7 protein-coding genes and 3 rRNA genes are annotated in these 13,183 nt (G+C 59.2%); 6 read left to right on the top strand and 4 right to left on the bottom strand.

All coding sequences use genetic code 11. The features are described from left to right. Positions 1 to 12 precede the first annotated feature (12 nt). The 6 genes from murA (at position 13) to C3B44_RS09620 (ending at position 11,544) form a co-directional block, all read left to right on the top strand. Complete coding sequence (gene murA / locus C3B44_RS09645) at positions 13 to 1,269, top strand: UDP-N-acetylglucosamine 1-carboxyvinyltransferase (protein WP_108432180.1); 1,257 nt, start codon at positions 13 to 15, stop codon at positions 1,267 to 1,269. Positions 1,270 to 1,844: 575 nt separating this feature from the next. Continuing rightward, positions 1,845 to 3,370: ribosomal RNA gene (locus tag C3B44_RS09640) — 16S ribosomal RNA — on the top strand. Positions 3,371 to 3,758: 388 nt separating this feature from the next. Continuing rightward, a 23S ribosomal RNA gene (locus C3B44_RS09635) occupies positions 3,759 to 6,856 on the top strand. Positions 6,857 to 6,980: 124 nt separating this feature from the next. Further along, positions 6,981 to 7,098 (top strand): 5S ribosomal RNA (gene rrf / locus C3B44_RS09630). Together the 16S, 23S and 5S rRNA genes form the textbook arrangement of a ribosomal RNA operon. Positions 7,099 to 8,110: 1,012 nt before the next feature. Continuing rightward, entirely contained in the window at positions 8,111 to 8,983 is an 873-nt protein-coding gene (locus C3B44_RS09625) for an ABC transporter ATP-binding protein (RefSeq protein WP_108432179.1), read from the top strand. 5 nt (positions 8,984 to 8,988) lie between these two features. Continuing rightward, positions 8,989 to 11,544 (top strand): ABC transporter permease, encoded by a 2,556-nt coding sequence (locus C3B44_RS09620; RefSeq protein ID WP_108432178.1) that lies wholly within the window; start codon positions 8,989 to 8,991, stop codon positions 11,542 to 11,544. A gap of 46 nt (positions 11,545 to 11,590) precedes the next feature. Here C3B44_RS09620 and C3B44_RS11815 read toward each other — a convergent pair whose 3' ends face one another. The 4 genes from C3B44_RS11815 to C3B44_RS09605 all read right to left on the bottom strand — a co-directional run bounded on the left by C3B44_RS11815 (position 11,591) and on the right by C3B44_RS09605 (position 13,183). After that, entirely contained in the window at positions 11,591 to 12,076 is a 486-nt protein-coding gene (locus C3B44_RS11815; RefSeq protein WP_199906015.1) for a transposase, read from the bottom strand. Between the two features lie 105 nt (positions 12,077 to 12,181). After that, entirely contained in the window at positions 12,182 to 12,421 is a 240-nt protein-coding gene (locus C3B44_RS11810) for a transposase (RefSeq protein ID WP_108430616.1), read from the bottom strand. Between the two features lie 76 nt (positions 12,422 to 12,497). Continuing rightward, the gene (locus tag C3B44_RS09610; protein ID WP_108432177.1) at positions 12,498 to 12,860 is read right to left on the bottom strand and encodes a fluoride efflux transporter FluC; all 363 of its coding nucleotides are present in this window, start codon (positions 12,858 to 12,860) and stop codon (positions 12,498 to 12,500) included. Beyond that, the gene (locus C3B44_RS09605) at positions 12,857 to 13,183 is read right to left on the bottom strand and encodes a CrcB family protein (RefSeq protein WP_108432176.1); all 327 of its coding nucleotides are present in this window, start codon (positions 13,181 to 13,183) and stop codon (positions 12,857 to 12,859) included. Before C3B44_RS09605 ends, C3B44_RS09610 begins: the two co-directional genes overlap by 4 nt.

Here is a 13,183-nt window from a genome sequence, read left to right as displayed (position 1 = left end):
AGGGTTGACGGCGTGAAGGAACGATTTCGAGTCAGCGGGGGTGCCCGCCTGCAGGGTGTCGTCAAGGTGGACGGCGCGAAGAATAGCGTCCTGAAGCTCATGGCGGCAGCACTGCTGGCCGAGGGCACGACCACGCTCAACAACTGCCCGGAGATTCTCGACGTCCCCTTGATGCAAAAGGTCCTCGAGGGCTTAGGCTGTGAGGTCCAGCTCGACGGCCCGACCGTGCGCATCACCACCCCTAAGAAGATCAGCGGCAACGCCGACTTTGAGGCCGTGCGCCAGTTCCGTGCGTCCGTCGCTGTGCTCGGCCCGCTGACCGCGCGCTGCGGCAAGGCGACGGTGGCGCTGCCGGGAGGCGACGCTATCGGTTCCCGCCCCTTAGATATGCACCAGTCGGGCCTCGAGAAAATGGGCGCGACTACCCGCATCCACCACGGCGCGGTCGTAGCGGAAGCTGAGCAGCTGCACGGAGCGAAGATCAAGCTCGACTTCCCCTCGGTCGGCGCGACCGAGAACATCCTGACCGCCGCGGTGCTCGCCGAAGGCACGACGATCCTCGACAACGCCGCCCGTGAGCCCGAGATCACCGATCTGTGTGAGATGCTTATCGCAATGGGCGCGAAGATCGAAGGTGCCGGCACATCAACCCTGGTCATCGAAGGCCAAAAAGAGTTGCACCCCACCGAGCACAACGTGGTCGGGGACCGTATCGTCGCCGGCACATGGGCGTACGCGGCGGCGATGACGCGCGGCGAAGTCACCGTCGGCGGCATCGCGCCACGCCACCTGCACCTAGCACTCGAGAAGCTCAAGCTGGCGGGCGCGGACGTCGAAACCTACGACAACGGCTTCCGCGTGCGCATGGACAAGCGCCCCGAGGCTGTCGATTATCAGACGCTGCCGTTCCCCGGCTTTCCGACGGACCTGCAACCCATGGCCATCGGCATCGCCGCCATCGCGCAGGGCACTAGCGTGATTACGGAAAATGTTTTCGAGTCGCGCTTCCGCTTCGTCGACGAAATGCAGCGCCTCGGTGCCGATTGCTCCATCGATGGTCATCATGTGGCGATCCGTGGCAAAGAAACCCTGTCGTCGACCGACGTCTGGAGCTCCGACATCCGTGCTGGCGCCGGCCTGGTCCTCGCCGGTCTGGTCGCCGAAGGTGAGACCAACGTTCACGACGTCTATCACATCGACCGCGGCTACCCGCAGTTCGTGGAAAAGCTGCGCAGTCTCGGCGCCGACATCGAGCGGGTGGCTGACTAGCCAGCTACGGTTTCTCGCATGTCCTTAAGGCACATTGTTGAACACTTAAAATGCCCTATGTGCAGGGGATTTGTGTTTATCGAGGTCTCTGCGTAACTTTATGTGAGTCAGCGCGACAGACCGCGCCGGACGGCGAAGGTCTCAAAAAGCTGACAAACAGATTTCCGCTCTACAGCAAGACGCGATCGTGTCTTTGTTGAGTGTGGAAAATGTTGTGTGAGAACTCGATAGTGTGCCAATAGTTTTTGTTGTCCCCGCCTTTGTGTGTGGTGTGGCATCTTGCCCTTTTTTGGGGTGTGTGCCGGGGTCAACCACTGTGATGCTGCATGCGTTTGTTTCGTGTGTGGTGTGCTCTCGTTGCCTGGGGGTTGGTTGGCTTTTTGTTTTTGGCGCATGGATGTTGTGTCTGCTCACTTTTTGTGGGTGGGGATTTTTAGCGTGTGGTTGTGTTTGTCTCGTCGATGGCATGATCATGCGTGTTTGTTCATGTAATTTTTGGATTTACACACACTGTGTGACTGTTTTGTTGTGTGGTGTGTGTTTGTCAGGTTTGGGCTTTTCACGAGCCTTTTGTTTTTGTGGAGAGTTTGATCCTGGCTCAGGATGAACGCTGGCGGCGTGCTTAACACATGCAAGTCGAACGGAAAGGCTAGTGCTTGCACTGGTACTCGAGTGGCGAACGGGTGAGTAACACGTGGGTGATCTGCCTTGTACTCTGGGATAAGCCTGGGAAACTGGGTCTAATACTGGATAGGACTGCACTGTAGGGGTGTGGTGGAAAGCTTTTGCGGTATGAGATGAGCCTGCGGCCTATCAGCTTGTTGGTGGGGTAATGGCCTACCAAGGCGGCGACGGGTAGCCGGCCTGAGAGGGTGTACGGCCACATTGGGACTGAGATACGGCCCAGACTCCTACGGGAGGCAGCAGTGGGGAATATTGCACAATGGGCGCAAGCCTGATGCAGCGACGCCGCGTGGGGGATGACGGCCTTCGGGTTGTAAACTCCTTTTGCCGCTGACGAAGCCCTTTTGGGGTGACGGTAGGTGGAGAAGAAGCACCGGCTAACTACGTGCCAGCAGCCGCGGTAATACGTAGGGTGCGAGCGTTGTCCGGAATTACTGGGCGTAAAGGGCTCGTAGGTGGTTTGTCGCGTCGTCTGTGGAATTCCGGGGCTTAACTTCGGATGTGCAGGCGATACGGGCAATACTTGAGTGCTGTAGGGGAGACTGGAATTCCTGGTGTAGCGGTGAAATGCGCAGATATCAGGAGGAACACCGATGGCGAAGGCAGGTCTCTGGGCAGTGACTGACGCTGAGGAGCGAAAGCATGGGTAGCGAACAGGATTAGATACCCTGGTAGTCCATGCCGTAAACGGTGGGCGCTAGGTGTGAGGGGCTTTCACGTTTCTCGTGCCGTAGCTAACGCATTAAGCGCCCCGCCTGGGGAGTACGGCCGCAAGGCTAAAACTCAAAGGAATTGACGGGGGCCCGCACAAGCGGCGGAGCATGTGGATTAATTCGATGCAACGCGAAGAACCTTACCTGGGCTTGACATGCACTGGATCGCTGCAGAGATGTAGTTTCTCTTTGGAGTCGGTGTACAGGTGGTGCATGGTTGTCGTCAGCTCGTGTCGTGAGATGTTGGGTTAAGTCCCGCAACGAGCGCAACCCTTGTCTTATGTTGCCAGCATTTGGTTGGGGACTCATGAGAGACTGCCGGGGTTAACTCGGAGGAAGGTGGGGATGACGTCAAATCATCATGCCCCTTATGTCCAGGGCTTCACACATGCTACAATGGTCGGTACAACGGGTGGCGATGCCGTGAGGTTGAGCTAATCCTTTAAAGTCGGCCTTAGTTCGGATTGGGGTCTGCAACTCGAGCCCATGAAGTCGGAGTCGCTAGTAATCGTAGATCAGCAATGCTGCGGTGAATACGTTCCCGGGCCTTGTACACACCGCCCGTCACGTCATGAAAGTTGGTAACACCCGAAGCCCACGGCCTAAACCTTTTTGGTGGGGAGTGGTCGAAGGTGGGATCGGCAATTGGGACGAAGTCGTAACAAGGTAGCCGTACCGGAAGGTGCGGCTGGATCACCTCCTTTCTAAGGAGTTTTTGTGTGCCCACAGGCTTTTGTGGGTGTGTGGTTGAGTGACCGTGTGTGTTGCTGCCACGTTATTGTTTTTCGGCGTGTGAAACACACCTGGGTGCGTTTGTTGCGTGCTGGTGGGGTGTCATGTCATGTGTGGGGGCAGCAAAGGGTTTTTTAAGTGACTGTTGGCATGCTGTTGGGTGTCTGGGGCAACATTGTTCCCTGTTGTGCATCATTGATGATTGATTGCCTTGTTGTGGGTGGTTGGTTGTTGGTGGTGGTGTTGTGTGAGAACTGTATAGTGGACGCGAGCAATAATGATTTTCTTCTATTAAGGCACACTCGCTTGCTTTGGTGGGTGGGTGTGTTGTTCTTAGTGTTTTTTGTTCTGGCGTATCTTGTGTGTGTTTGTTTTAGGCGCATGGTGGATGCCTGGGCATGCTGAGCTGATGAAGGACGTGTGAGGCTGCGTTATGCCTCGGGGAGTTGCCAACAAAGCGTTGATCCGAGGATGTCCGAATGGGGTAACCCGGCACTCGTTGTGGGGTGTCACCAACATGTGAATGCATAGTGTGTTGGGGGTGACGCGGGGAAGTGAAACATCTCAGTACCCGTAGGAAGAGAAAATAATAATGATTCTGTTAGTAGCGGCGAGCGAACGTGGATGAGGCTAAACCGTGTGCGTGTGATACCTGGCAGGGGTTGCGTATGCGGGGTTGTGGGCCATGACTGTTCATGCGACTGTCATTGTGTGGTGTTGCTGGTGTGGTTAGTGGAACTGCCTTGGGATGGGTGACCGGAGTAGGTGAGAGTCCTGTACATGAAGACCATGATCAGTGGCATTGGTTGTGTGCCCGAGTAGCAACGGGCTCGTGGAATCTGTTGTGAATCTGCCGGGACCACCCGGTAAGCCTGAATACTCAGTGTGACCGATAGCGGATTGAGTACCGTGAGGGAATGGTGAAAAGTACCCCGGGAGGGGAGTGAAAGAGTTCCTGAAACCGTGTGTTGACAATCCGTCAGAGCCCTTTTTTGTTGGGGTGATGGCGTGCCTTTTGAAGAATGAGCCTGCGAGTCAGCGGCATGTCGCGAGGTTAACCCGTGTGGGGTAGTCGTAGCGAAAGCGAATACTTTTTGTGTGTTTTTAAGTGGCATGTTCTGGACCCGAAGCGGGGTGATCTACCCATGGCCAGTGTGAAGCAAGGGTAAGACTTTGTGGAGGCGCGAACCCACTTAGGTTGAAAACTGAGGGGATGAGTTGTGGGTAGGGGTGAAAGGCTAATCAAACTCCGTGATAGCTGGTTCTCCCCGAAATGCATTTAGGTGCAGCGTTGTGTGTGCTTGCCGGAGGTAGAGCGACTGGTTGGTTGAGCGGGACGATCATCTTAGCAATACCAGCCAAACTCCGAATGCCGGTGAAGTTTTAGCATGGCAGTGAGACTGTGGGGGATAAGCTTCATAGTCGAGAGGGAAACAGCCCAGATCGTCGGCTAAGGCCCCTAAGGGTGTACTAAGTGGAAAAGGATGTGTGATCGCGAAGACAGCCAGGAGGTTGGCTTAGAAGCAGCCATCCTTGAAAGAGTGCGTAATAGCTCACTGGTCGAGTGGTCGTGCGCCGACAATGTAGTGGGGCTCAAGTACACCGCCGAAGCCACGGCAGCAACAGTTGTGTTGTTGGGTAGGGGAGCGTCGTGCATGAGGTGAAGCTTTACTGTGAGGTGGGGTGGATTGTGTGCGAGTGAGAATGCAGGCATGAGTAACGAGTGTGAGGTGAGAATCCTTACCGCTGGATGACTAAGGGTTCCTGGGTCAAGTTCGTCTTCCCAGGGTGAGTCGGGGCCTAAGGCGAGGCCGACAGGCGTAGTCGATGGTTAACGGGTTGATATTCCCGTACCCGTGTGTGTGCGACCCTGATGAATCGGTGATACTAACCACCGCATGCTGCCTTTTAGCTAAGCATTTTTAATGTTTGGTGTTGGTGGTGTGTGGTGGGGCCTGATCTGGTAGTAGTCAAGTGATGGGGTGACGCAGTGGGGTAGCTACGCCACTTATTTGGATTGTGGTGCAAGCGTGTAGCACGGTGTGTTGGTAAATCCGTACACCTTTAAAGTGTGAGGCGTGATGCGTAGCCCTTTTGTGGGTGATGGTGGTGATCCTATGCTGTCGAGAAAAGCCTCTAGCGATGTACATGTACGGCCCGTACCCGAAACCGACACAGGTGGTCAGGTAGAAAATACTAAGGCGGTCGGGTGAACTGTGGTTAAGGAACTCGGCAAATTGGCCCCGTAACTTCGGGAGAAGGGGTGCCACTGGTGGTTGCTCACTCGTTGCGGTGGGTTGGCTTCTGGTGGTCGCAGTGAATAGGAGGGAGCGACTGTTTATCAAAAACACAGGTCTGTGCGAAGACGTTGAAGTTGATGTATACGGACTGACGCCTGCCCGGTGCTGGAAGGTTAAGAGGACCAGTTAGCATGCTTTGGTGTGCGAGGCTGAGAATTTAAGCCCCAGTAAACGGCGGTGGTAACTATAACCATCCTAAGGTAGCGAAATTCCTTGTCGGGTAAGTTCCGACCTGCACGAATGGCGTAACGACTCCCTTGCTGTCTCAACCACAGGCCCGGTGAAATTGCAGTACGAGTAAAGATGCTCGTTTCGCGCGGCAGGACGAAAAGACCCCGGGACCTTCACTATAGCTTGGTATTGGTGTTCGGCATGGTTTGTGTAGGATAGGTGGGAGACGTTGATGTAGCCACGCTAGTGGTTGTGGAGTCGTTGGTGAAATACCACTCTGATTGTGTTGGATGTCTAAACCTTGGCCCATGATCTGGGTTGGGGACAGTGCCTGGTGGGTAGTTTAACTGGGGCGGTTGCCTCCTAAATGGTAACGGAGGCGCCCAAAGGTTTCCTCAGCTTGGTTGGTAATCAGGTGGTGAGTGTAAGTGCACAAGGAAGCTTGACTGTGAGAGGGACTTCTCGAGCAGGGACGAAAGTCGGGACTAGTGATCCGGCATCTACTTGTGGTTGTGGTGTCGCTCAACGGATAAAAGGTACCCCGGGGATAACAGGCTGATCTTCCCCAAGAGTTCATATCGACGGGATGGTTTGGCACCTCGATGTCGGCTCGTCGCATCCTGGGGCTGGAGTAGGTCCCAAGGGTTGGGCTGTTCGCCCATTAAAGCGGCACGCGAGCTGGGTTCAGAACGTCGTGAGACAGTTCGGTCTCTATCCGCCGCGCGCGTTCAAGACTTGTGGAAGGCTGTCCCTAGTACGAGAGGACCGGGATGGACGTACCTCTGGTGTGCCAGTTGTTCTGCCTTGGGCATGGCTGGTTGGCTACGTGCGGGAGGGATAACCGCTGAAAGCATCTAAGCGGGAAGCCTGTTTCGAGATGAGGTCTTGTGTGAGGTTCCCTGTAGATGATGGGGTTGATAGGCCAGGGTTGTAAGCATTGTGAGGTGTTGAGGCGACTGGTACTAATTAACCGAATAACACACACGTGGTGTGTACGCCGCTAAGTGAGCAAGAAATACTAGTGAGATTGTTGTTGTTTGTGTCTGCTGTGCAGTGTCTGGCATGACACCGCCTGCCTTGTGGTGTGGGGTTTGTGTTGTCTTGTGGTTGTGTCGGTGGTTGATAGCGTCAGGGTCACGCCCGGTCCCATTTCGAACCCGGTAGCTAAGTCTGTGCGCGCTGATGGTACTGCACCTGGGAGGGTGTGGGAGAGTAGGTTGCCGCCGGCCACAATTGTGGTATGGATAAGTAAATGTGTGTGTGGTGGTCTGCCTGTGTACCTCTTGTTGGGGGTTGGGTGGGTCACCACACTCTTTTTTGTTTGTGTGTGGGGGTGTTTGGGGTTTTTAGGTGCGTGTGTAAGCCGGATTCTATGGGTTGCGGGGACCGCATAGGTGTACGGGATTTCTCTGGTGGAGGTGTGGAGTCGCTCTCTGGTTTTTACGCACGTTCGTAAAACATGGAGGGATCCCTCATCCTTTGCCCATGACAGGGGTCGACTCCGACCCCGCAACCACTACAGTCCCCAGGCTGACTATGGCGCGGCATAGTGCGAGCCGAATAGTCTACGCACGTGCGTAATCGGAAATCAATGAATCGCGGAGGACTCATAGGCACAAGCAACACGTGTCACCTGCGCCGTCCGGCGAGCACCGGTGCCGGCGCGCTCGGGTTTGCTAAGGGGCGGGGAGTCTGCGGCGCGGCTCTAAGGCTAGGCGGGACCTGGCAGCTGCCGGGGCCGGGTGGCTTTTGCCAACTACCCGGACACCGTCGCGACCGTCTTGCCGGAGAAGCGCTACCAACAAATCGCATCTGACAATAGTTGTCATTCATACCTTAAAACAGGCTTCCCAACACGGGCCTGGGATTCGAGTCCGCCCCGATTACGCACGTGCGTAATCTCCGGCGCATTATGCCGTGGCATAGAGCAATTTGAGGCGAGCCGCAGAGGCTCCTATGCGGGTTCGGCTCTCGGCGGACTATGCGACCGTATAGCCGCGAACCGTAAACACCAGACGAACACCCATCGTGCTCGGAGCCTAGAACTCACGTACCGGAGCACACTTACCAGAGCGCCAACCATTAAATCAGGGTGAACTCAGGGTAAGTCCCGATACCCATCTTGGACGGCGGTTTATAGATTAGTTACTGGTCCCAACGGACAGCAGTTATCACGAGATGGAATACTTGGCGGAGTTGCATTTTAAGATCTTCTTCGCCTGATGGAAGGAAGCACCCGCCATGGCCTCGACGCCGTCGAACCGGTCTCAGTCCGCTGACCAGCCTCCCGCCGAGCAGGCGTCCTCTTATGGTCGTCACGTCCTGCATAACGACGACGCCCCGCAAGAAAGCATTCAAGAAAGCACACCAGAAAACCACTCCACACCCCGCGTCGCTGCGGCCCGTGCCCAGCAGCTGTTCAAGCAGTACGGCGAGGGCGATACCGCCGTGATCGCCCTGGATCACGTAGACGTGGAGTTCGGCAAGAATCAGTTCACCGCGATCATGGGACCGTCGGGCTCCGGCAAGTCCACCCTCATGCACACGATGGCGGGCCTGGACGCGGCGACCTCCGGCGATGTGTTCCTCGGGGACACCAACCTGACGGGCATGAAGGATAAGGAGATCACTTCGCTGCGTCGCGACCGTCTGGGTTTCATCTTCCAGTCTTTCAACCTGGTACCGACGCTCACCGCCGCCGAGAACATCACCCTGCCGAGTGACATCGCTGGCAACACGGTGGATCAAGAGTGGTTCGACGAGGTCACGTCCCGCCTCGGCCTGGCGAACCGTCTCGATCACCGCCCAGCCGAGCTCTCGGGTGGTCAGCAACAGCGCGTCGCCTGTGCCCGCGCCCTGGTGAGCCGCCCGGAGATCATTTTCGGCGACGAGCCCACCGGCAACCTGGACTCCAACTCCTCGACGGAAGTGCTGCAGATTCTGCGCACGGCGGTGGATGAGGATAACCAGACCGTCGTCATCGTCACCCACGATGCCCGCGCCGCCAGCTACGCCGACCGCGTCATCTTCCTAGCCGACGGCCGCGTCGTCGACGAGATGTACGACCCCACCATGGACAAGATCCTGCAGACCATGTCCGGAATCGAGGGTTAGTCGCCATGGCCCACAACACCATGCGCAAGGTATCGCTGCGCAATATCGCGGCACATAAGCTGCGCCTGGCACTGACCATTCTCGCGGTCGTTTTGGGTACCGCGTTCATTTCCGGTGCGTTCATGTTTACCAACTCGCTGTCGAAGACCTTCGACGCGGTGGTTGAAGACGTGTATGCGGATGTCGATGTCGTCGTCGGCGGTGAGCCGACCCCCGAGGACCGTGACGCCATCGCGGCGGATGAGAACGTCGACAACGTCAACATCACCTCCTCGCGCACCGTGGTTCTGGCCACCGGCACGGAGGAGGACCCAGAACCGCTACAGACCGGTGGCGGCAACTCGGCGCTGTCGATTTGGTACGACCCCGACGACGTCGTCGGCGACTCGCATGAGCTCGTCGAAGGTGAGGCGCCACAGGGAGCCGAAGAGGTCGCCATCAATGCCAGCGCCGCGGAAGAATACGGGCTCGAGGTCGGCGAAGAGCTGCTCGTCGTCGATTCCGATGAGCGCTCTGTGGTCACCGTGACCGGCCTGTGGGATTCCGAGCTCTACCAGGGCACCAACGTGACGGCCTACATGGAAGAGCAGCCCTACCTGGATAACTTCGCGCCCACCCCGCCCATCAGCCAGCTCATCGTCGAAGGCGTCGAGGGCATCGAAGACCAAGAGCTCGTCGATCACCTCGCCAGCGAGTTCCCGGATCTCAAGATCGAAACCGGCGAGCAGCTGGCGGAGACCACCTCCCAAGAAGTGCAGAACGCGCTGAGCTTCGTCAACTACTTCCTCGTCGCCTTCGGCCTGATCGCGCTGCTGGTGGGAACCTTCCTCATCGCGAACACCTTCTCGATGATCGTCGCCCAGCGCACCAAGGAGTTCGCCCTCCTGCGTGCGCTGGGTGCCTCCCGCGGTCAGATCACTCGCTCTGTCACCTTCGAGGCTGTCATCATCGGCCTGATCGGTTCGGCGATCGGTGTCGTCGTGGGCATCGGCCTGGTTGCCGTCATCAAGGCATTCCTGGCGACCCAAGGCATGGAGATGCCGGATTCCGGCCTCGGTTTGTCGTGGCAAGCGATCGTGGTGCCGGTGGTGCTCGGCACCGTGGTCACCGTGGTCTCCGCGTGGGCACCCGCCTGCCGCGCTGGCCAGGTGGAGCCCGTGGAGGCGATGCGCTCGTCGGAAAGCGCGACGAGCCAGCCGCTGAAGGCGCGCACCATCGTGGGCGCGGTTGTCGTGGCGGCGGCGATCGTCGCGGCGGCGATCGGCGTGCTTTTCGACGACTGGTCCACCGCCCACCGCGCCATCGCAGTTGGTGTCGGCGCGGTGGGGGTCATCGTGGGCTTCTTCCTGGTCGGCCCGGCGCTGTCGCTGCCGATCGTGCCGACGTTCGGGCGTCTCATCGGGTTGCCGTTTGGTGCGATCGGCAAGCTGGCGTCGACGAATACGCGCCGGAACCCGCGGCGTACCTCGACGACCGCGTTCGCGTTAGCGCTGGGAATTGCGCTGGTGACGGCGATTGGGATGTTCGGGGCGTCGATGAAGAGCGCTATCGATGATGTGTTGGAGAACAACTTCACCGCCGACTACGTGCTGACCGGCCCGCAGCAGGGCGTCTTCCCCGTGCCGGCGGAAGCCCCGAAGGCCGCTGCCAACACCGAGGGCGTCGAGTCAGCCATCATCTACTCCGCGGCGCCGGTGGCTATCGACGGCGAGTTCCCGACCACCGTCGGCCCGGAAGGCGGGTTCAGCGACGTCAGCGACGGCGACCCCGCCGAGCTGATTGTCCTGGAAGGGGTGGAAGGATCCACCGACCTTTCCGACGGCGGCATGATTGCCCCCGAAGCCTACGCCGAGGAGCGGGGCTGGACAGTCGGCGAGACCTACGAACTCAGCGCCCCGGGCATTAGTCCGGAGACGGCGGAGATCGAGCTGATCGGTACCTTTGGCCAGAACGAGGTGCTTTCGAACCCCATGGTGTCGACGGTTGACGTCAGCGCCGTGATCCCGCCCGAAATGATGGAGATCATCATGATCGGTGTCACCGGCGACGGCAGCGTGGAGCACGAAGAGCTGCGCGCCAACCTCGAGGAGGAGATGGCCCAGTTCATCGTCGTCCAAGTCATGGATGGTGAGGAGATGGCCGGCCTGGCCAACCAGATGATCGACCAGATGCTCAGCATCCTCTACGCGCTGCTGGCGCTGGCGGTGATCATCGCGATCCTGGGTATCGTCAACACGCTGACTCTGAGCGTGATTGAGCGCCGACAGGAGATCGGCATGCTGCGCGCCGTCGGTTCGCAGCGCGGCCAGGTCCGCACGATGATCATGCTCGAAGCTGTGCAGATCGCCCTGTTCGGCGCGGTCTCTGGCATCGTCATGGGCCTAGGCCTGGGCTGGGCGTTCATCGAGGTCCTCGAGGACCAAGGCCTCAGCAACGCCATCGTGCCTTGGGACCTGCTGGGCGTCGTGTTGATCGGTGCGCTGATCGTCGGCCTCATCGCCGCCATCTGGCCGGCCGGGCGCGCGGCGAAGACCCCACCGCTGGACGCGATCGCGGACTAGGGCGTGTCTGACAATTTCTTCAGCTAGGTCATGACGGCGATAGTCATCACGCCGGCCCGGTAGACAACCGCGAGCTTGTCGTACCGGGTTGCCACACCCCGCCACTGCTTGAGGTTGCCGAAAACCGTTCCACCACGTTGCAGCCCTTGTAGGACTGCGCATCGAACGTCGGTAGACGCCCACCCATCGAGCCTTTCCGCTTCCGGACGGCGATCACGTCCTTCTTCTCCGGGAACGTCGCCGTGATCTTGCGCTCGCGCAGATACCTGCGCACAGCCTTCGATGCATACGCCCTATCCGCGCGCAGTTCATCGGGCCGGGTGCGCGGTCGGCCCACCATCCCGGGCACCCGCAGGCGTTTCAACAACGGGATCAGCACCGGGCAGTCACCGCGGTGGCCCGCAGTAACGATCATGGTCAGGGGCATGCCATGGCCGTCGACCAGGGCGTGGACCTTGGTAGACAGACCACCCCGTGATCGGCCGACCGCGTGATCAGGCGGCTCGGCCAGCAGGTTGTTGTAATTCGACAAAGCCCCCTGTGACCCGCGTGATGTTCGTGACGTGCTGATGGGCCCGGGCGATCGTCAAAGTCCACCGACACCGACCAGTCGATCAGGTCTTCCGTATCGGCCTGTCTAAGAAGTCGCTGAAAGATCACGTCCCAGGTGTCCGTCCTTGGCCATCCGGTTGTGCCAGGTGTAGACCGTCTGCCAGGACCCGAAGCAGGCGGGCAGGTCACACCGCGCGATCCCTGCCCGAAGGCAGTAGAGGATGGCCTCGAGCATCTGCCGGGGATCGGAGAACGGTCGGCCTTTTCTCCCCGTGCGACGGGGCAGAAGCTCTTCGACCATCTCCCACTGGGCATCACTCAACATGTGAAAACGCGACACGGGAGCCAGGGTCCCATGCCACGCTTCCCTCAATTGTCAGACACGCCCTAGGGCCGCGCGGTCAGGGCCACTGGCCAAAGATCCGGCCGGCCCAGACCGTGCCGCGCCAGGCGGCGACCACGCAGACAGCGACGGTGAGCGCCAGGTAGCGCGCGAAGATCGCCCACCGTCGCTTCTCGACGAGCCCGGCCAGCTGATTCGCGAACGTCGACCACGTCGACAGTGCGCCGCCAACCCCCACCGCGACCAACAGCGGCAGCTGGCCTGGGGCGCCGAGGCCGATTCCGAAAATCAAAGAGCCGACGGCGTTCGCGGTGAAGATCGCGACTCGGTCGGGCAGAGCTTTCGTCAGCCCCCACCGGGCGATCCCGCCGAGAAAACCGCCGGCGGCCACTAAGAGCAGGCTGCACATCAGCTCGGTCATGCGTGCTCCTCCCGCGGGCGGCGCAGTGCCCTCCCGGCGAGCGCGGACAGCACGCAGCCGAGCACAGTCGCCGCGGTGTAGGCCAGCGCTGTGGGGAGGTTCATCTCCGTGGCGTGGAAGGCGAAGGCGGACATCGTCGTGAAGCCTCCGAGGAACCCCGTCGTCCAGAACGCCGATGATGGCATCCAACCGGCGAAGAAGCAGCCGGCGATGTTGATTCCGAGAACGACGAGCACCGGAATGCCGACGGCCTCGGTGAGCCCCCAGCGCAGTGTGGCTCCGAGGGCGGCACCGAGGCCGACGAAGAAGGCTTGGCTGAACAC

The organism is Corynebacterium yudongzhengii (assembly GCF_003065405.1).
GTDB lineage: Bacteria > Actinomycetota > Actinomycetes > Mycobacteriales > Mycobacteriaceae > Corynebacterium > Corynebacterium yudongzhengii.
Note: the sequence above shows the minus strand (reverse complement) of the source record. Positions and strands in the feature narration are given on the sequence as shown.

Excerpts from the sequence above, each read along its gene's own strand:
- C3B44_RS09625 (WP_108432179.1), top strand. The coding sequence starts at position 8,111 with ATGGCCTCGACGCCGTCGAACCGGTCTCAGTCCGCTGACCAGCCTCCC.
- C3B44_RS09620 (WP_108432178.1), top strand. The coding sequence starts at position 8,989 with ATGGCCCACAACACCATGCGCAAGGTATCGCTGCGCAATATCGCGGCA.
- C3B44_RS11810 (WP_108430616.1), bottom strand. The coding sequence starts at position 12,421 with ATGTTGAGTGATGCCCAGTGGGAGATGGTCGAAGAGCTTCTGCCCCGT.
- C3B44_RS09610 (WP_108432177.1), bottom strand. The coding sequence starts at position 12,860 with ATGACCGAGCTGATGTGCAGCCTGCTCTTAGTGGCCGCCGGCGGTTTT.